This is a genomic window from Streptomyces sp. NPDC001153 (assembly GCF_053598315.1).
The window spans coordinates 215,709-232,629 of record NZ_JBSFJZ010000005.1; the positions used below are offsets into that span (position 1 = coordinate 215,709).

Annotated in this window: 20 protein-coding genes and 1 pseudogene; 11 read left to right on the forward strand and 10 right to left on the reverse strand. The window is 72.4% G+C overall.

Annotated elements, in window-relative coordinates; all coding sequences use genetic code 11:
* Positions 1-144: 144 nt before the first annotated feature.
* Positions 145-1,095 (reverse strand): NADP-dependent oxidoreductase, encoded by a 951-nt coding sequence (locus tag ACWDEN_RS07760; protein WP_351618104.1) that lies wholly within the window; start codon positions 1,093-1,095, stop codon positions 145-147.
* A 71-nt stretch (positions 1,096-1,166) separates the two neighbouring features.
* Between ACWDEN_RS07760 and ACWDEN_RS07765 the strand changes: the two genes are divergently transcribed.
* Complete coding sequence (locus tag ACWDEN_RS07765) at positions 1,167-2,123, forward strand: GlxA family transcriptional regulator (protein WP_450857884.1); 957 nt, start codon at positions 1,167-1,169, stop codon at positions 2,121-2,123.
* A 45-nt stretch (positions 2,124-2,168) separates the two neighbouring features.
* Here ACWDEN_RS07765 and ACWDEN_RS07770 read toward each other — a convergent pair whose 3' ends face one another.
* Together ACWDEN_RS07770 and ACWDEN_RS07775 are read right to left on the reverse strand one after the other, a co-directional pair.
* Positions 2,169-3,794 (reverse strand): amidohydrolase, encoded by a 1,626-nt coding sequence (locus ACWDEN_RS07770; RefSeq protein ID WP_450857886.1) that lies wholly within the window; start codon positions 3,792-3,794, stop codon positions 2,169-2,171.
* 18 nt (positions 3,795-3,812) lie between these two features.
* Positions 3,813-5,315: an APC family permease gene (locus ACWDEN_RS07775; RefSeq protein WP_450857888.1), complete on the reverse strand. Its 1,503-nt coding sequence runs from the start codon at positions 5,313-5,315 to the stop codon at positions 3,813-3,815.
* 125 nt (positions 5,316-5,440) lie between these two features.
* Between ACWDEN_RS07775 and ACWDEN_RS07780 the strand changes: the two genes are divergently transcribed.
* Both ACWDEN_RS07780 and ACWDEN_RS07785 read left to right on the forward strand, forming a co-directional pair.
* The gene (locus tag ACWDEN_RS07780; protein ID WP_351618111.1) at positions 5,441-6,160 is read left to right on the forward strand and encodes a TetR/AcrR family transcriptional regulator; all 720 of its coding nucleotides are present in this window, start codon (positions 5,441-5,443) and stop codon (positions 6,158-6,160) included.
* Between the two features lie 43 nt (positions 6,161-6,203).
* A complete protein-coding gene (locus ACWDEN_RS07785; RefSeq protein WP_450857890.1) occupies positions 6,204-6,668 on the forward strand; it encodes a pyridoxamine 5'-phosphate oxidase family protein in 465 nt (154 codons plus the stop codon).
* Here the strand turns inward: ACWDEN_RS07785 and ACWDEN_RS07790 are convergent.
* Complete coding sequence (locus tag ACWDEN_RS07790) at positions 6,655-6,981, reverse strand: DUF4235 domain-containing protein (RefSeq protein ID WP_450857892.1); 327 nt, start codon at positions 6,979-6,981, stop codon at positions 6,655-6,657. The two genes, ACWDEN_RS07785 and ACWDEN_RS07790, sit on opposite strands and share 14 nt — an antisense overlap.
* Before the next feature lie 59 nt (positions 6,982-7,040).
* A pseudogene (locus ACWDEN_RS07795) lies at positions 7,041-7,208 on the reverse strand (glutathione S-transferase C-terminal domain-containing protein); the annotation flags it as partial.
* A gap of 57 nt (positions 7,209-7,265) precedes the next feature.
* On the opposite strand from ACWDEN_RS07795, the gene ACWDEN_RS07800 reads away from it, so the two are divergent.
* Positions 7,266-8,282 (forward strand): cation diffusion facilitator family transporter, encoded by a 1,017-nt coding sequence (locus ACWDEN_RS07800; protein ID WP_450857894.1) that lies wholly within the window; start codon positions 7,266-7,268, stop codon positions 8,280-8,282.
* 79 nt (positions 8,283-8,361) lie between these two features.
* Here ACWDEN_RS07800 and ACWDEN_RS07805 read toward each other — a convergent pair whose 3' ends face one another.
* A complete protein-coding gene (locus tag ACWDEN_RS07805) occupies positions 8,362-8,811 on the reverse strand; it encodes a nitroreductase family deazaflavin-dependent oxidoreductase (protein ID WP_351618118.1) in 450 nt (149 codons plus the stop codon).
* A 201-nt stretch (positions 8,812-9,012) separates the two neighbouring features.
* Between ACWDEN_RS07805 and ACWDEN_RS07810 the strand changes: the two genes are divergently transcribed.
* The 3 genes from ACWDEN_RS07810 to ACWDEN_RS07820 are packed head-to-tail and all read left to right on the forward strand — an operon-like array spanning position 9,013 to position 10,673.
* A complete protein-coding gene (locus ACWDEN_RS07810) occupies positions 9,013-9,183 on the forward strand; it encodes a hypothetical protein (RefSeq protein ID WP_450857896.1) in 171 nt (56 codons plus the stop codon).
* Between the two features lie 59 nt (positions 9,184-9,242).
* Complete coding sequence (locus ACWDEN_RS07815; RefSeq protein WP_450857898.1) at positions 9,243-10,472, forward strand: cytochrome P450; 1,230 nt, start codon at positions 9,243-9,245, stop codon at positions 10,470-10,472.
* 12 nt (positions 10,473-10,484) lie between these two features.
* Positions 10,485-10,673, forward strand: a complete 189-nt coding sequence (locus tag ACWDEN_RS07820) for a ferredoxin (protein WP_351618124.1) — start codon at positions 10,485-10,487, stop codon at positions 10,671-10,673.
* A gap of 60 nt (positions 10,674-10,733) precedes the next feature.
* On the opposite strand, the gene ACWDEN_RS07825 is transcribed toward ACWDEN_RS07820, so the two are convergent.
* Positions 10,734-11,312, reverse strand: a complete 579-nt coding sequence (locus ACWDEN_RS07825; protein WP_351618152.1) for a TetR/AcrR family transcriptional regulator — start codon at positions 11,310-11,312, stop codon at positions 10,734-10,736.
* A gap of 130 nt (positions 11,313-11,442) precedes the next feature.
* Here ACWDEN_RS07825 and ACWDEN_RS07830 point away from each other — a divergent pair, with 130 nt between their 5' ends.
* Together ACWDEN_RS07830 and ACWDEN_RS07835 are read left to right on the forward strand one after the other, a co-directional pair.
* Positions 11,443-11,901: a nuclear transport factor 2 family protein gene (locus ACWDEN_RS07830; protein ID WP_450857901.1), complete on the forward strand. Its 459-nt coding sequence runs from the start codon at positions 11,443-11,445 to the stop codon at positions 11,899-11,901.
* Positions 11,902-11,910: 9 nt separating this feature from the next.
* On the forward strand, positions 11,911-12,435 hold the full coding sequence (locus ACWDEN_RS07835; protein WP_450857903.1) for a flavoprotein: 525 nt from the start codon (positions 11,911-11,913) through the stop codon (positions 12,433-12,435).
* Here the strand turns inward: ACWDEN_RS07835 and ACWDEN_RS07840 are convergent.
* Both ACWDEN_RS07840 and ACWDEN_RS07845 read right to left on the reverse strand, forming a co-directional pair.
* Positions 12,432-13,283, reverse strand: a complete 852-nt coding sequence (locus ACWDEN_RS07840) for a hypothetical protein (protein ID WP_351618128.1) — start codon at positions 13,281-13,283, stop codon at positions 12,432-12,434. The genes ACWDEN_RS07835 and ACWDEN_RS07840 overlap by 4 nt on opposite strands.
* Before the next feature lie 98 nt (positions 13,284-13,381).
* Positions 13,382-13,822: an endo alpha-1,4 polygalactosaminidase gene (locus tag ACWDEN_RS07845; protein WP_450857905.1), complete on the reverse strand. Its 441-nt coding sequence runs from the start codon at positions 13,820-13,822 to the stop codon at positions 13,382-13,384.
* A gap of 119 nt (positions 13,823-13,941) precedes the next feature.
* Between ACWDEN_RS07845 and ACWDEN_RS07850 the strand changes: the two genes are divergently transcribed.
* A complete protein-coding gene (locus ACWDEN_RS07850; protein ID WP_450857907.1) occupies positions 13,942-14,910 on the forward strand; it encodes an aldo/keto reductase in 969 nt (322 codons plus the stop codon).
* 12 nt (positions 14,911-14,922) lie between these two features.
* Here the strand turns inward: ACWDEN_RS07850 and ACWDEN_RS07855 are convergent, their stop codons facing one another.
* A complete protein-coding gene (locus tag ACWDEN_RS07855) occupies positions 14,923-15,732 on the reverse strand; it encodes a phytanoyl-CoA dioxygenase family protein (RefSeq protein WP_450857909.1) in 810 nt (269 codons plus the stop codon).
* Between the two features lie 74 nt (positions 15,733-15,806).
* Between ACWDEN_RS07855 and ACWDEN_RS07860 the strand changes: the two genes are divergently transcribed.
* The gene (locus ACWDEN_RS07860) at positions 15,807-16,736 is read left to right on the forward strand and encodes a helix-turn-helix domain-containing protein (protein WP_450857911.1); all 930 of its coding nucleotides are present in this window, start codon (positions 15,807-15,809) and stop codon (positions 16,734-16,736) included.
* Positions 16,737-16,921 lie beyond the last annotated feature (185 nt).

Below are 16,921 nucleotides of genomic sequence, written 5' to 3' on the forward strand. Positions count from 1 at the left end.
ACCTCCCACCCGTGCCCGGACGTCGGTCTCCCGATCGTCAAGTTACCCTCGATGGAAGGAATTTGAGCATGTTCGGTTGACATATGTCTTCGAGTTTGAGGCGTGTCGTCCGGTAACCCTTCTCAGCAGGCCGAGCGTTGCCGCTCAGTCGACCAGAAGGACCAGCTTCCCCGTGGTCCGTCCGGTGTCGCCCACTTCATGCGCCTTCGCCGCCTCGGCCAGCGGGAACGTCCCGGCGATCGTCGCCTTCAGCTTCCCGGACTCCGCCAGCTCCGCGACCTTCTCCATCCCGGCCCGGTCGGCGTCCACCAGCATGCGCACGGCCCGTACACCGCGCCGCTCGGCCTCGTCGTGGAACTCCGTCGAGCCCACCGGCAGGATCGACACCACCACACCGCCCGGCCGCAGCACCTTCAGCGACTCCACGGAGGTCTCGCCGCCGAGCGTGTCCAGGACCACGTCGACGTCCCGCACCGCCTCGGTGACGTCGGTCGCCCGGTAGTCGACCGGCTCGTCCACGCCGATCTCCCGCAGGAAGTCGTGCTTGCCCGCGCTGGCCGTGCCGATCACATACGCACCGCGCGCCTTGGCGATCTGCACCGCCACATGCCCGACCCCGCCGGCCGCCGCGTGGATCAGCACCCGCTGTCCGGGCCGCACGTCCGCGTGCTCGGTCAGCGCCTGCCAGGCGGTCAGGGACACCAGCGGCAGCGCGCCCGCCTGGGTGTGGTCGATCGAGGCCGGCTTGTGCGCCAGGGCGCGCACCGGGGCGATCACGTACTCGGCGTGCGAGCCGTGGCCGTACGGGTAGGGCAGCATGCCGAAGACCTCGTCGCCGGGCTCGAAGGCGGCCACGCCGATCCCGGTCTCGACGACCTCGCCGGAGACGTCCCAGCCGAGGACGAACGGCGGCTCGCCCAGGAAGCCGCCGGTGGCCCGGTGCTTCCAGTCGGTGGGGTTGACCCCGGCCGCCCGGACCCGGACCAGCACCTGGTTGGGGCCCGGCTTCGGCCGCTGCATCCGTACTTCCTTCAGGACCTCGGGACCGCCGAGGACGTCCTGGCCGATGGCTCGCATCGTGTTCACATCGCTCATGGTCACCCAGCCTGCCCGGAGCAGCCCTCCCGGAAAATGGCATGAATGCCAACCTTCGATAAGATCGTGCCATGCATGGCAAACGGAGTCCCGAGCGGGTGGTCGTCCTGGCCCTCGACGGCGTCTACCCCTTCGAGCTGGGCATCCCCAGCCGCATCCTGGGGGCCGCCGACGGCCGGTACGAGGTGCTGACCTGTACGGTCGACGGCCGCCCGGTGCGCACCAACGCCGACTTCACGATCGGTGTCGAACACGGCCCGGAGATCCTTCGGACGGCGGACACCGTGGTGGTCACCTCGATGCCGCCCGCCCACATCCCCGCCGGACTGCCGGACGAGGTCGCCGCGGCCCTCGCCCACATCCGCCCGGACGCCCGGATCGTCTCGATCTGCACGGCCGCGTTCGTGCTCGCCGAGGCCGGCCTGCTCGACGGCCGCCGGGCCACCACCCACTGGCAGGTGGCCGACCTGTTCCGCCGCCGCTTCCCGCGGGTGGACCTCGACCCGGACGTCCTGTTCGTCGCCGACGGCCGCATCCTCACCTCGGCCGGCGCCGCCTCCGGTGTGGACATCTGCCTGCACATCGTCCGCACCGACCACGGCGCTGAGCTGGCCAACTCCGTCGCCCGCCGCTGTGTCGTCCCGCCGTTCCGGGACGGCGGCCAGGCCCAGTACATCGAGCAGCCGGTCCCCGTCAGCGGCGCGGCGAGCACGGCCGCGACCCGCGCCTGGGCGCTGGAGCGCCTGGACGAGCCGCTCACGCTGTCCGACCTCGCCGGCCACGCCCGGATGAGCCTGCGCACCTTCGCCCGCCGCTTCAACGACGAGGTCGGCCTCAGCCCCGGCCGCTGGCTGATCCAGCAGCGCGTGGCCCGCGCCCGGCATCTGCTGGAGTCCAGCGACCTGCCGGTCGACCGGATCGCCGCCGAGGTCGGCTTCGCCACCGGCGCCTCGCTGCGCCAGCACCTGCACGCGGCGATCGGGGTGTCCCCGCAGACGTACCGCCGGACCTTCCAGCAGGCCCGCTGAACCGTTCCGGCCGGCTGCGGGGGACCCGGACGGCGGCCCACGCACTCATTCGGCGGCGTACACCCGCTCACCCCCCACGTAGGTGAGCGCCACCGCCGTCTCCGCGACCGCCTCCGGCGGCCCGGCGAACGGATCGCGGTCCAGCACCACCAGATCGGCGAGCGCGCCGACGGCCACCCGGCCGGTGTCGTCCAGATGGTTCACGTACGCGGACCCGGCCGTGTACGCCGTCAGCGCGTCCGCGAGGCCGAGCCGCTCCTGCGGCAGGAACACCGGGCCGCTGCCGCCCGGCTCGACCCGGTTGACCGCGACATGGATGCCCTGCAGCGGATCGGGGCTGCTCACCGGCCAGTCGCTGCCCGCCGCGAGCCGCGCCCCCGAACGCAGCAGCGCCCCGAACGGGTACTGCCACGCGGCCCTCTCCGCGCCGAGGAACGGGATCGTCAGCTCGTCCATCTGCGGCTCGTGCGCCGCCCACAGCGGCTGGATGTTCGCGGTCGCGTCGAGCCGGGCGAATCGCGGCACGTCGTCCGGGTGCACGACCTGAAGATGCGCCAGGTGCGGCCGGGTGTCGCTCGGCCCGTTCGCGGCACGGGCCGCCTCGATCGCGTCCAGCGCGTCGCGTACGGCCCGGTCGCCCAGCGCGTGGAAGTGGCACTGGAAGCCAAGGGCGTCCAACTCGGTGACGTACTTGGGCAGTTGTCCCGGGTCGATGAAGCTCTTGCCGCGGTTGGCGGTCGCGCACCCGCACCGGTCCAGATAGGGATCCAGCAAGGCGGCCGTACCGTTCTCGGCGACCCCGTCCAGCATCAGCTTCACCGTGCCCGCCCGGAACCGGCCGCGGCTCAACGCCGCCCGCTTCTCCGCGAGTTCGGGGATCTGCTCGGCCCCGCGTTCCCGGTCCCACCACAGCGCGCCCCGCACCCGCGCGGTGAGCGAGCCGTCCCGCGCCGCCGTGAGATAGGCCGCGGCCGGGTCGTCCATCCCGAGGAAGTCACCGACGAGCGCGTCCTGCCAGGCGGTGATGCCGAGCGCGTGCAGATGCCGCTGGGCGTGCAGCAGCGCGGCCAGCCGGTCGGCCGGTGTGGCGGGCGGGGTGAGCCGGCCGACCAGCTGCATCGCACCCTCCTGGAGCGTGCCGCTCGGCTCTCCGGAGGCGTCCCGCTCGATCCGCCCGTCGGCCGGGTCGGGCGTGTCCCGGTCGATCCCGGCCAGCTCCAGCGCCCGGCTGTTGACCCAGGCGCCGTGGTGGTCCCGGTTGGGCAGATACACCGGGCGGTCCGGTACCACCGCGTCCAGCAGCTCCTTCGTCGGCGTACCCCCCTCGAACGCCTCCATCGACCAGCCGCCGCCCAGGATCCACTCCCGCTCCGGACGGGCCTCGGCGTACGCCCGTACGGCGGCCACGGTCTCCTCGGCCGTCGCCCGGCCCGACAGATCGCACTGGGCCAGTTCCAGACCCGCCGGCACCGGATGTACGTGAGCGTCCTGGAAGCCGGGCAGCAGCAGCCGGCCGGCGAGGTCGACCACGTCCGTGCGCGGCCCGGCGAGGTCGCGCAGCTCGTCGTGCCCGACGGCGGTGATCCGGTCCCCGGTGACGGCCACAGAGGTTGCCGTACGGCCGTCCGGAGTGAGGACGGGACCGCCGGTGAAGAGGAGATCAGCGTGCATGATGCCTTTCCTGACAGGTCAGTTGGAGGTGGTGAGCAGCTCGGGCGCGTCGGCGTCTCTGCCCGCCCCGGTACGGAAGTACGGCGACCTGCGCACCCACCTGGCCCACGCGGCCACCGCGAACCCGGACACGATCATCGCGACCGGCATCAGCAGCAGGAACCAGCCGTTGTCCGCGCGGAGTTCGAGATGGTCGGCGGAGGTGTAGAAGGACCAGCAGAGATAGCCGCCGAGGCCCAGCAGGGCCAGCGCGCTGAGCGTGGGCAGCAGCACCGCCCGGACACCCTGCCGCCAGTCGTCCCGCAGCAGCGAGCGGAAGCGTACGGCGGCCGCCAGCGCGGTGAGCGCGTAGGACAGGGCGACGACGATGCCGACGGCGTTCACGATCGCGTCGATCATGTCGGCGAGGCGGGGGATCACCAGCGCGCCCGCCGCCACCGCGACGGCCAGCGCCCCGATCAGCAGCGTCCCGGCCGCCGGAGTCCCGTACTGGGCACTGACCCGGGACCACACCGGTCCGAGGGTACGGTCCCGGCTCATCGCGAACATCCCGCGCGCCGTCGGGATGACCCCGGCCTGCAGCGAGGCCACCGCCGAGAACATCAGCGCCACCAGCGGCAGCGCGGCCAGCGGCTGGTCGGCCAGCCGGTCCCCGTAGTAGGCGAGCCCCTGCGCGCCGTGACCGGCCAGCTCTCCCTGGGACAGGACCCGTTGGAAGGCCACCGAGCCGAGCAGGAACAGCCCGAGCATCGTCACCAGGGTGATGGTCCCGGCCCGGGAGGCGTCCCGGGGGTCGCGCACCTCCTCGTTGACGGTGAACGCCGCCTCGAAGCCCCAGTAGCAGAACACGGACAGCAGCAGGCCCTGCGCCAGCGCGGTCGCCGAGGGAATCGCGAACGGGTCGAACCAGGAGAGGCTGAAGGAGTGCGCCCCGGTGACGATGCCGTAGCCGCAGAACCCGAGCAGGACCACGTACTCGAAGACCAGCAGCCCGGTCTGCAGCCGGGCCGCCGTGCGCACACCGGTCACGGCGGTCAGGGTGACGGCGACCAGGACGACGATCCCCACCGCCGTCGTCTGGGCGGTCGAGCCCGGGTCGAGGCCGAGGGATCCGATCCGGTGCAGCCCCGCTTCACCGGCGAGCTGCAGCAGCGCCGACCCGGTGACGGCCGTCGTGTAGGCGAGGAACGCCACGCTCGCCACGAAGTTCACCCAGCCGACCATGAAGCCGAGCCAGGGGCTGAGCGAACGGCCCACCCACACGTAGCCGTTGCCCGCGTTCGGTTCCACCCGGTTCAGCCGCGAGTAGGCCCCGGCGATGCCGAGGACGGGCAGGAACGCCAGCAGCATGATGGCCGGCAGGTGCGGGCCGACCACGCCAGCGGTCACCCCGAGCCCGATGCCGATGCTGGTCGTGGCGGCCGTACTGGAGGCGGCGACGGCGACGCCGTCCACCACGCTCAGGGACCTGCGCAGCTCGGGCCGCGCGGGGGGATCCACTCCCAAGGGTGTGTCGCTCATGGCCGGTTCTCCGCTCGCACCGCGGGGCCCCGGACGGCCCCGGTGACCGGACATGTAACTGCCGGGGTACTTAACAGGTCAACGGTGTTGTCATAAGGTGCCGGGCACACCCCCAGGGAGGCCTCATGACCGACCGTGTCGTCCCGGCCGCCGCCCGGCAGCGCCGCCGCCCCACCAAACAGGGCGTGATGCTGTCCGAGGAGCTGATCGTGGAGACCGCCCTCCGGCTGATCGAGGAGCACGGCGCCGACGCGCTGTCCGTGCGCCGCCTCGGCCGGGCCCTCGGCGCCGACCCCAGCTCCCTCTACCGGTACTTCCGGCACACCGACGACCTGATGCTGGCCATCGCCGACGAGCTGATCGGCCGTACCCTGCGGACCTGGCGGCCGACCGGCGACTGGGCCGCCGACCTGCGCGACCTGGGCCTGCGCATGCACGCCGGGGCCCTCGCGCACCCCCGGGCGGCGATGCTCAGCGCCCACCGCGTCACCGGGCGCGCCCATGAGATCCAGGCCGTGGAGAGCATCCTCGGGGTGCTGCGCCGGGCGGGTTTCCCGGCGCCGGAGGCGGTGCGGATCTACCACGCGTTCGTCGACCAGGCCCTCGCCTTCGGCGCCCTGGACTCCGCGGGCACCGCCCTGCCCCGGGCCGCGCGCGAGGCCGAGGCAGAGGTGTGGCGGAGCACCTACGGCCGGCTGCCCGCCGAGACCCACCCGCACATCGCGGCCACCGCCCCCCATCTCGTCGCCACCATGCGCTCCAGCTCCTACCCGGCCGCCCTGGAACTCCTCCTGACGGCCGCCCGGACACGCCTTGATCACATTCGTGCGGGGACCGGGGGCTGACGGCCACACTGGACGGGACCGGATCCCGAGGAGGCCGTACGCCATGACCCCACCGCCCGCCCGCACCGCCGCAGAGCGCAAGAAGGACACCCTCCACCGGCTGGAGAACGACGTCGACGCGTGGGTCGCCACCGCCGGCCCCGACGGCGCCGCCCCCTATCTCGTGCCGCTGTCCTTCGTGTGGGACGGCGCCACCTTGCTGATCGCCACCCCGGCCGAGAGCCCCACCGGCCGCAACCTCGTGGCCACCGGCCGGGCCCGCCTCGGCCTCGGCCCGACCCGGGACGTCGTCGTGATCGAGGGCACCGTCCAGTCGGTCGTCCCGGAGGACCTCCCCGAGGAGGACGCGGAGGTCTTCGCCGGCAAGACGGGCTTCGACCCCCGCCAACTCGCCACGCGCTACCTGTACTTCAGGGTGCTCCCGCAGCGTGTGCAGGCGTGGCGCGAGGAGAACGAGCTGAAGGGCAGGGAGCTGATGCGCGACGGGCAGTGGCTCAGCGCCCCGTAGGGGCGGCTCGGCCTCGTGTGTCCTCCTCGGAGGCCACAGGCCAGACCCCCGTGGACCGGGCAATCGCCTTGGCTCCCGTACGATTCACCGCACTGCGCACCACGGCGAAGATCGCCCCCTGCACCGCCGCCGCCAGCAGAATCTCCCCCCACCCCCGGTCCCGGTCCAGGGCGTCGGGTGCCTCCTCCTCGTGCCGGAGCGCCATCCACGCCTTCCGGAAGGCGATACCGGCCAGCGCACCGCTCGCCCAGCTGAGCACGAAACCGATCGGCTGGTAGACGAAGGGAAGCTTCTTCTTCTTTGTCTTGCCCATGTGTCACTTCTTCCTCGTCGGGCGGCCCTCATGCGGGCCGCCCCTCGGGGGCCACCCGTTCGCCGGGGGGCGTGATGGACGGCGTCGAACCGGACCAGCGTCGCGAACAGCCGGATGTCCGCTTCCGTGCGGGTGCCGCCGACCGGGAACCGCCGTCCGGCCGGCCGTTCGACGATCGGTTCCAGCCACCGGAAGACACCCGCCCACCCCTCCTCGTACTCCTTCTGGCCCCTTTCGGCGCGTGGAACGGTGTGATCCGCCTGCTCGGGGGCAGTCGGCGTTGGGTGAGCGGGACATCGTCCGAGGGCGAGCGGAACGGTGAGCAGAGCCGCGGGACGCCCGGCACGGTCGTCAGGGCCGACCGGAGCACCAGGGTCACCGTCCTGGTGGCGCTCGCCGCCAACGTGCTGATCGCCGTGGCCAAGGCCGTCGGCGGGGTCCTCGCCGGCTCGCCCGCGCTGCTGTCCGAGGCCGCGCACTCCGTCGCCGACAGCTTCAACGAGGTGTTCCTGCTGGCCGCGCTGCGCCGCAGCCGGCGCCCCGCGGACGAACAGCACCCCTTCGGCTACGGCAAGGAACGCTTCTTCTGGTCCCTGCTCGCCGCCGTCGGCATCTTCGTCATGGGCGGCTGCTTCTCCTTCTTCCAGGGCGCCGAGGCACTGCGTCAGGGCACCGAGGAGAAGTTCAGCGGTTATGTGGCCGGTCTGGCCGTGCTGGGCGTGGCCCTGGTCGCCGAGGGCGCCTCGCTGCTGCGGGCCCTGTACCAGGCGCGCCGGCAGGGCGGCGGGCCGGGCGGGACGGGCGACCCGGCGCTGCGCACGGTGGTCGCCGAGGACGGCACCGCGGTGCTCGGTGTGACGCTCGCCCTCGCCGGGATGGGGGTGCACATGGTCACGGGGCAGGTCGCCTGGGAGGCGTCCGCGTCGCTGGCGATCGGCGTCCTGCTCGTGTACGTCGCCTACCGGCTCGGCCGCGAGGCCCGCGACCGGCTCATCGGCGAGGCCGCCGACCCGGAGCTGAGCGGCAGGATCCGCTCGCTGCTGCAGGCCCAGCCGGAGATCGACAGCGTGGAGGCGCTGTTCACGATGAAGATGGGCCTCGACTCCACCCTGGTGGCCGCCCGCATCGACCTGGCGCCGGGCCTGGACAGCGAGCGGGTGGAGGAGGTCGCCGTACGCATCAAGCGGTCCCTGGCCCGGATGTGCCCCGAGGCCGACCAGATCTTCCTGGACGTGACCGACCGGCCGGCGGGCGAGGCACGAGAAAGCCCCGCCGCGACGGGGGAACGCGGCGGGGCCTGACGCACGAGTGCCCGCCCCGGGACGGGCCCACACCCTTACGGCGCGGATATTTCCGAAACCCGCCGGTACCCGGCGCGAATCAGCTCTCGTCGAAGGGCTCCAGCACGAAGACGGGGATCTCGCGCGACGTCTTCTTCTGGTAGTCGGCGTACGGCGGGTACGCGGCGACGGCCCGCTCCCACCACCGAGTCTTCTCCTCGCCGGTGACCTCACGGGCCCTCATGTCCTGCTTGACCGGCCCGTCCTGCAGCTCGACATGCGGATCGGAGACGATGTTGAAGTACCACACCGGATGCTTGGGCGCGCCGCCCTGCGAGGCGACCACCGCGTACCGCCCCTCGTGCTCCACCCGCATCAACGGCGTCTTGCGGATCTTCCCGCTCTTCGCGCCCCGGCTGGTCAGCACGACGACCGGCAGCCCGGTGTCCATCAGGGTGGTGCCCTTCGTCCCGCCGGAGCTCTCGTACAGCTCGACCTGCTCGCGCACCCACTGCGCCGGGCTGGGTTCGTACTCGCCCTCAAGAGGCATGGGATCCGTCCCCTTCGTCGGTCCAACAGCTGTCTGCCACCGGCATTCAACACCCGTGGCCCCGCGAATCATCCGTGCCGCGGTCCGCTTGCGCCGACGGGGGGACGACCTCCGGGGTTCGCACCGCGGTGCTGCTGGTGGTTCAGTGGTCAGTGTCCTGACCGCCGAGCCGCGGGAGGTGACCATGGAGTCGGCCCCCTCGTGCCGACCGGCGACGTGGTCGTGCCCGGTGTCGTCCGGCGGACGGCGGCACCGGGCGGCAGAGCCCGCGCCGCCCCGCAGCTGACCGCCCGGAATCCGCCCCCGCGACCACTCGTCTTCGGCCAGATCACCCACATCGCCGAACTGGCCGAACTTCCAGTCGACCCATAGATGCCCGGGGCATCTAATGAAGATCGGCACGACGCACCTCTTCGTCTGCGAGGTCTTCCATGACGGAACTGACGGACCCCACCGGCCCGGCGAACCCGGCCGCCCCCGTCGCCTTCCCGCAGGACCGCACCTGCCCCTACCACCCGCCCACCGGATACGAGCCGCTGCGGGACGGACGAGCCCTGTCCCGCGTCACCCTCTTCGACGGCCGCGAGGTCTGGGTCGTCACCGCCCACGCCGCCGCCCGCGCCCTGCTCGCCGACCCCCGCCTGTCCAGCGACCGCCGCCGTCCCGGCTTCCCCATCCCCGCGGAGCGCTTCGCGGGCGTCCGCGACCGCCGGGTGGCCCTGCTCGGGATGGACGATCCCGAACACCAGCGCCAGCGGCGGATGATGATCCCGTCGTTCACCGTCAAACGCGCGGCCGAGCTGCGGCCGTGGATCCAGCGGACCGTGGACGGGCTGCTGGACGAGATGATCGCGCAGGGGCCGCCCGTGGATCTGGTCTCCGCCTTCGCCCTGCCCGTGCCGTCGATGGTGATCTGCGGCCTGCTCGGAGTGCCGTACTCGGACCACGAGTTCTTCGAGGAGCAGTCCCGCAGGCTGCTGCGCGGCCCGCGGGCGGCCGACTCCGTGGACGCCCGCACACGCCTGGAGGAGTACCTCGGCGCCCTGATCGACGACAAGGCGAAGCAGGCGGAGCCCGGCGACGGCATCCTCGACGACCTCGTCCACCAGCGGCTGCGCGACGGCACACTGGACCGCGCCGAGCTCGTGTCGCTGGCTCTCATCCTGCTGGTCGCGGGGCACGAGACGACCGCCAACATGATCTCCCTCGGCACCTTCACCCTGCTCCAGCACCCCGACCGGCTGGCCGAGTTGAGCGCCGACCCGGCGCTGCTGCCCGCCGCCGTGGAGGAGCTGATGCGGATGCTGTCCATCGCGGAGGGCCTGGCGCGGGTGGCGCTGGAGGACATCGAGATCGCCGGCACCGTCATCCGGGCCGGCGAGGGCGTGCTCTTCTCGACCTCGGTGATCAACCGCGATCCGGCCCTCTACGACGCCCCCGACACCCTGGACTTCCGTCGCCCCGTGCGCCACCACGTGGCGTTCGGCTTCGGGATCCACCAGTGTCTGGGGCAGAACCTGGCCCGCGCTGAGCTGGAGACCGCCCTGGGCAGCCTGCTGACCCGGCTGCCGGGGCTGCGCCTGGCCGTCCCGGCCGAGGAGATCCCCTTCAAGCGCGGCGACACGATCCAGGGGATGCTGGAACTCCCCGTGACCTGGTAAGAGGCTCTGCTCATGCACATCGACATCGACAAGGACGTCTGTATCGGCGCGGGTCAGTGCGCGCTGGCGGCACCGAACGTCTTCACCCAGGACGACGACGGCTACAGCACCCTGCTGCCCGGACGTGAGGACGGCGAGGGGGACCCGATGGTCCGGGAGGCGGCCCGCGCCTGCCCGGTGGGCGCGATCAAGCTGTCCTAGGCCCTGTCGTCGGACTCCCTCCACCAGCCGGGCGGGATGACGGGAGTTCGACGGCAGGATCTAGGCCGGACGGCCGGGCCCGCCCGGGCCGGCGGCCGTCATCAGGGCCCGCGCCGCCTCGCGGGCCTCGGCCGCCGGCCGGGTGGTCCCCGTGATGCCGGCGGTCACCATCGCGCCCTCGGCGAGCAGGAACAGGGGTCCGGTGAGCGCGGCGGGCAGTCCGGCGTCCGCCACGAGCGAGGCGAGGTAGTCCCGGAACGCCTCCTTGTGGGCCCGCACCTGCTCGGCGACCAGTCCGGAGGTGGCACCCAGTTCGCCGTAGGCGTTGATCCAGGCGCAGCCGCGGAAGCCGTCCTCGCCGAACCACCCCTCCAGCCAGTCGAACACGGCCGGGATCCGCTGCCGCGGGTCCCGCTGCCCGGCCACGTGCTCGGCGAGACGCCCGCGCCAGCGCTCGTCCCGCCGGGCCAGGTAGGCGGCGACGAGCTGCTCCTTGGCGGGGAAGAGCTGGTAGAGGCGCTTGAGCGAGACCCCCGACGCGCCGCGCAGTTCGTCCATCCCCACGGACTGCACGCCCCGGGCGTAGAACAGCTTCTCGGCGGCGTCGAGCGCCCTGTCCCGGGCGGCCGCGCTGTCCATCGGCGACACCATCACCCCTCCATGCCCCTGGCCTGCCGCGCTCCTTGACTGGAGAACGAGCGTTCTCCTACGATAGCAGCCGTCCGGAGAACGTGCGTTCTCCGCCGTTGTCCGAGCCCAGGAGGAGACCATGACGGACCGCCCGCCCCTGCCGCCGTTCACTCGTGAGACCGCCGCGCAGAAGGTCCAGGCCGCCGAGGACGCCTGGAACACCCGCGACCCGCACAAGGTGGCCCTCGCCTACTCCGAGGACTCCGTCTGGCGCAACCGCGACACCTTCGTCACCGGCCGCGCCGGGATCGTCGCGTTCCTGACCGCCAAGTGGGAGCGCGAGCTGGACTACGCGCTGCGCAAGGACCTGTGGGCCTTCGACGGCAACCGCATCGCCGTCCGCTTCCAGTACGAGTCCCGGGACACGGACGGCCGGACGTGGCGCTCCTACGGCAACGAACTGTGGGAGTTCGACGAGCACGGGCTGATGACCCGGCGGGAGGCCAGCATCAACGACGTACGCATCGAGGAGAAGGACCGCCGTATCCACGGCCCGCGCCCCGAGGCCGAGCGAGGGGTGTCGTTCCCGATTCAGTAGGGTTCCCGGGTGACCGAACAGGCCGGGAAACCCTTCCTCTACGTCGTCGTCTGCGCGGCCGGGATCGCCGCGGGCGTCAGCAAACTGATCGGCGCCGCCCAGGAACGCGACTGGGAGGTCGGCGTCATCGCCACACCGGTCGCCATGGGCGGCTTCTTCGACAGCGAGGCCGTGGCGGCGCAGACGGGCCGGCCCGTCAGATCGGCCTGGCGCACCCCGGCCGACCCGCGCCCCTTCCCGCCGCCGGACGCCGTCGTGGTGGCACCCGCCACCTTCAACACCGTCAACAAGTGGGCCGCCGGCATCGCCGACACCCTCGCGCTCGGCACCCTGTGCGAGGCCGCGGGCCTGGGCATACCGGTCGCCGTCCTGCCCTGCGTCGCCGACGCGCTGGCCGCCCATCCCGCCTACCGGGACAGCCTGGCACGGCTGCGCGCGATGGGCGTCCGCTTCGGCGACCCGTACACCGGCGAAGCCCGGCCGGACGGCGGGCGGCCGGACTTCGCCTGGGAACGTGCGCTGGATCTGCTCTAGCGGCAGGTCAGCGTCGGCCCGGCCAGCATGTTCCCGGTGAACATGTCCTGGCCCTTCGGCACCCAGTAGCCGAGCTTCGACACCACCGTGGAGCACTTCGCCCCCACCGTGAAGCGGACCTTCAGTGTCTCCGGGTGGCCGGGCTGCAGCTCGGTCACCGTACAGTCCAGGGAGTGCGCCAGCCGGGTCTTGCCCGGGTACCGCCCCACCAGCGGGTTGACGCAGCGCTTGTCGGCCGTGCTGATCCGCAGACCGGTGCCCTCCTGGCCGATCATCCCCAGCCGCGCGTTGCCGTCGCCCTCGGTGCTGTCCCGGCGGATCGTGTACGTCACCGTGGTCGTGGCGTTGCGGCGCAGCACGCTCTTGTCGACGGTGACGGTGTGCGTCGCCTTCGCCTTGGGCGCGGTCAGCGCGACGGTGGCCTGCACCGTGCCCTTGAGGTCGACCCCCGCGGGCGTCGACCGGACGCGCACGGTGGCGCTGATGTCGTAGGTGCCCGGACCCGGGTACAGCCCCGAACCGGGCAGCGCTCCGGTGCCCAGCGTCTTGCCGGACCGGGCGACCTTCCACGTGCCCTCGGTGCGGCAGGCGTAGCGGACCCGGGTGCGGCCGATCCGGCAGGTGGCCGGGGCCGTGATGTTGAATCTCGGGGAGCCGGTGTCCGCGCACAGGCTCACATCGGCCTCCTCGCCGTGCGCACCGCGCAGCGTGCCGGCGAGCGAGCACAGCGTGCCAGGGGTCTCCGGCGCCGGTGCGGCGGCGGACTGCGCGCAGGCGGGGGCGACGAGGGCCAGTGGCAGCAGCGCTGCTCCGGCAAGGATCCTCAGGGTGGTGGAACGAGTCGGCACCGCGTTTCCTCCGGGGCGGCCGAGACCGGCCGGATGCCGGTCGTCTGCGCCGAGGATGAGCCGACCGTACGACGATCGGCCGCTCCCACGCCGGATGATCACCTGGGGGTACCAATGCGGCGCCCGGCCACTCCGCCTTCCGTACGTACCCCCCGCTTCCCGGAGTGGACACGTCCTGCTCCCGCCGGACGATGCCCAGCCGGTCGCCCCGATGGGCGAGCGCCGAGCGCGACCCGCCGTCGGTGTACTCGATGTCCGCCACCCGGTCGTCGAACGCCTTCGCGAACACTGCGCGATGGCAAGGCGCGGGCGTGCGCGTGCCGGGACAGCAGGGTCATGAAGGCGGTCGCGTCGGCCGGGGTGAGCAGGCGGTGGGAGCGGGTGTAGCTGTCGTGGTTGTGCGGCTCGACGGCGTCGAAGCCCTTCTTCGCGCAGCCGTCGACCCACCCGTTCACCCGCTCGGCCACCCGCTCCCGCTCGGCCACCCGCTCCCGCTCGGCCGGGGTGCGGAGGCCGAGCAGGGCCTCGTTCCAGTCCACGCCGGGCGGCGCGGCACGTGGCAGGATCAAATCGCCCGCGCGCCGCGGTCGTCAAGCCGGTGCCGGGCCACGCCGTAGGCTCGTGGGTGACCATCGTCCCGAAGGCAGGAGCAGCAACGATGCAGTACGTGAAGCTCGGTTCGACGGGCCTGGACGTCTCGCGGATCTGTCTGGGCTGCATGACCTACGGCCTGCCCGACCGCGGCGTCCACGAGTGGACCCTCGACGAGGAGGCGTCCCGCCCGCTCATCCGGCAGGCGCTGGAGGCGGGCATCACCTTCTTCGACACCGCGAACGTCTATTCCGACGGCACCAGCGAGGAGATCGTCGGCAAGGCCCTGCGCGACTTCGCGAACCGCGACGAGATCGTGCTGGCCACCAAGGTGCACGGCCGGATGCGGCCGGGCCCCAACGGCGCCGGGCTGTCCCGTAAGAACATCATGACGGAGATCGACCACAGCCTGCGCCGCCTCGGCACCGACTACGTCGACCTCTACCAGATCCACCGCTACGACCACGCGACCCCCGTCGAGGAGACGATGGAGGCGCTGCACGACCTGGTCAAGGCGGGCAAGGTCCGCTACATCGGGGCGAGTTCGATGTACGCCTGGGAGTTCTCCAAGCTGCAGTACACGGCGGAGCGGCACGGCTGGACGAAGTTCGTGTCCATGCAGAACCACTACAACCTCCTCTACCGCGAGGAGGAGCGGGAGATGCTGCCGCTCTGCGCCGACCAGGGCGTCGGCGTGCTGCCGTGGAGCCCGCTCGCCCGTGGCCGGCTCACCCGTGACTGGGGCACGGTCACCGAGCGCAGCGCGAACGACAACTTCGGCAGCCGTCTGTACCTGGAGAGCGACCGCGCGATCGTCGAGGCTGTCACCCGGATCGCGAACGACCGGGGCGTGCCCCGTGCCCAGGTGGCCCTCGCCTGGCTCCTGCACCAGGACACGGTGGCGGCACCGATCGTCGGCGCAGCCAAGCCGCACCACATCGAGGACGCGGTGGCGGCCGTGGAACTGGAACTGACCGAGAAGGAGACCGAGGAACTGGAGCAGCCCTACACGCCGCATGCGATCAGCGGGCACTGAGGTTCCGGCGGCTCAGTGAGGTCCGTGTGGTGTGAACTCCGTGCCACACGGACCGGCGCCCTCGCTCTCCGGCAACGGCACCCGCTCGCCGGACATCGTGAGTGTCCGGTAGTACGCCCCGATCCGTTCCGCCGAGCGGCCCACGTAATGTCCGATGAACGAGCGCCGGAACCGGTCGACCGTGCGATTGGGCCCGGAGCCGTGCACGAGGCTGCCGTTGAAGAACAGCACGTCACCCGGTGCCAGATCCACCGGAACCGGGGTCAGGCCGGCCGGAGGCGGCACGTACTCGCGGGCGAACGACTGTTCCTCGTCGGCGAGTTCGGGGCAGAACAGGGCCATGCGGTGGGTGCCCGGGACGACCTCGAGGCCGCCGTTGTCCCGGTCGATCGGCTCGCAGGCCACCCAGGCGGCCACACACGTCCCCGGCTCGACCCGCAGATAGAAGTTGTCCTGGTGCAGCGCCTGCCCCCGCGCACCCGGCGGCTTGAAGTAGAACATGCTCTGCGCGGCCAGCACCTCCTCGCCGAACAGCACCTCCAGCACGGCCCGCAGCCGGGCGTCCAGCAGGAACTCCCGTGCCACCGCGCTGCATTCGTGCGGCTGCATCACCCGGGGGTACCGGCGCAGCGGGTCGGGGTCCGCCGGGCGGGGCTCGAAGTGACCCGGCACCGGACCGGCCGCGTGCAGCGCGGCGAACGCGGCACACAGCCGCTCGGTCTCGTCCCGGCCGAACAGCCCTCGTACGACGGTGAACCCGTCCTCCTCGAACCGCCGCCGCAGCGCCTCCGGGAGGATGGCGCCGTTGTCCGTGGCTGTCATGTGCCCGCTCCTGTGAGTCCGGTGGTCAGGTGGTCACTCATCCGCCACGCTAGGCCGGTGCGCCCGTCGGGAGGATGCCTGTGCATGCTGCGGACCTGCCCGTGACGGCTGCGGCCGCCGATCCGTCCCCGCCGCCGGGACTCGTGGTAACCGGCCGCTACGACCAGCTGCCGGGCTACGGCGTCAACCGGCCCCGGGGCTCGGACAGCTGGCTGTTCACCTTCACCCTGGGCGGCTGCGGACTGCTCCGCCAGGGCCCCGCCCGCGCACGCGCCGGCGCCGGGGATCTGGTGGTGCTCGCTCCCGGCACCGGCCACCGCTACACCGTCGCGCCCGGCGCCGAGAGCTGGCGGTTCTGGTGGACGCACTGCCAGGCCCGCCCGTCCTGGCCGGGCTGGCTCGCCCCGTACGCCGTGTCCGACGGCCTGTACGCCGTGTCGTCCGTGCCCGGCGCCCTGCACGGCCGGATCGAGGCGGCGTTCGGCCGGATGCTCGCCGACGCCCGCGGACCGGCCGAAGGCATCCCGGGCGAGGACATCCCGCGCGTGGACATCCCGCGCGAGCCGGACCCGGTGGCCGTGGCCCACGGCAGCCTGGCGCGGGAACTGGCCCTGTGCGCGCTGGAGGAGGTGGTCCTGCTCGCCGCCGGCGGTGCCCGGACGCCGGCGCCCGCACCGGACGCCGACGCCCGGGTGCGCCGGGCCGAGGATCTGATCGCCGCCGACCCCGGCGCCCCGCACACCGTCAGCTCGCTCGCCGAGAGCGTCGCACTGTCCCCGTCCCGTTTCGCCCATCTGTTCACCCTGCGCACGGGGCGGTCCCCGATGCGTGCGCTGCGCGAGGCCCGGCTGCGGCACGCGGCCCGGCTGTTGGAGGGCACCGACCTCACGGTGGAACGGGTGGCGACGGCCTGCGGATTCGGCAGTCCCTTCCACTTCAGCCGGGTTTTCCGGGAACGTTACGGAGTGCCGCCCGGCGCCTACCGGGCGGGCGAACGGCGGTAATGGGAGGAAAACGAATCTCCTGAACCTGCGTCAATAAGCAAGCCGGCCCACCGCTCATTGTCGATAATCGAGAGATCTCTTGTTCGTACCTGTGCGGCTGTGCAAAAGTGTGCGCTGTCGGCGCGCAGGCTCATCGCATTTCCCGCTGTATGCGCCAGGCCGCTCCCCGTACACCCCCCACGCTT

Bases quoted from the DNA above. Each gene is read 5' to 3' on its own strand.
- ACWDEN_RS07760 (WP_351618104.1), bottom strand. From the start codon at position 1,095: ATGAGCGATGTGAACACGATGCGAGCCATCGGCCAGGACGTCCTCGGC.
- ACWDEN_RS07765 (WP_450857884.1), top strand. From the start codon at position 1,167: ATGCATGGCAAACGGAGTCCCGAGCGGGTGGTCGTCCTGGCCCTCGAC.
- ACWDEN_RS07770 (WP_450857886.1), bottom strand. From the start codon at position 3,794: ATGCACGCTGATCTCCTCTTCACCGGCGGTCCCGTCCTCACTCCGGAC.
- ACWDEN_RS07775 (WP_450857888.1), bottom strand. From the start codon at position 5,315: ATGAGCGACACACCCTTGGGAGTGGATCCCCCCGCGCGGCCCGAGCTG.
- ACWDEN_RS07780 (WP_351618111.1), top strand. From the start codon at position 5,441: ATGACCGACCGTGTCGTCCCGGCCGCCGCCCGGCAGCGCCGCCGCCCC.
- ACWDEN_RS07785 (WP_450857890.1), top strand. From the start codon at position 6,204: ATGACCCCACCGCCCGCCCGCACCGCCGCAGAGCGCAAGAAGGACACC.
- ACWDEN_RS07790 (WP_450857892.1), bottom strand. From the start codon at position 6,981: ATGGGCAAGACAAAGAAGAAGAAGCTTCCCTTCGTCTACCAGCCGATC.
- ACWDEN_RS07805 (WP_351618118.1), bottom strand. From the start codon at position 8,811: ATGCCTCTTGAGGGCGAGTACGAACCCAGCCCGGCGCAGTGGGTGCGC.
- ACWDEN_RS07815 (WP_450857898.1), top strand. From the start codon at position 9,243: ATGACGGAACTGACGGACCCCACCGGCCCGGCGAACCCGGCCGCCCCC.
- ACWDEN_RS07820 (WP_351618124.1), top strand. From the start codon at position 10,485: ATGCACATCGACATCGACAAGGACGTCTGTATCGGCGCGGGTCAGTGC.
- ACWDEN_RS07825 (WP_351618152.1), bottom strand. From the start codon at position 11,312: ATGGACAGCGCGGCCGCCCGGGACAGGGCGCTCGACGCCGCCGAGAAG.
- ACWDEN_RS07830 (WP_450857901.1), top strand. From the start codon at position 11,443: ATGACGGACCGCCCGCCCCTGCCGCCGTTCACTCGTGAGACCGCCGCG.
- ACWDEN_RS07850 (WP_450857907.1), top strand. From the start codon at position 13,942: ATGCAGTACGTGAAGCTCGGTTCGACGGGCCTGGACGTCTCGCGGATC.
- ACWDEN_RS07855 (WP_450857909.1), bottom strand. From the start codon at position 15,732: ATGACAGCCACGGACAACGGCGCCATCCTCCCGGAGGCGCTGCGGCGG.
- ACWDEN_RS07860 (WP_450857911.1), top strand. From the start codon at position 15,807: ATGCCTGTGCATGCTGCGGACCTGCCCGTGACGGCTGCGGCCGCCGAT.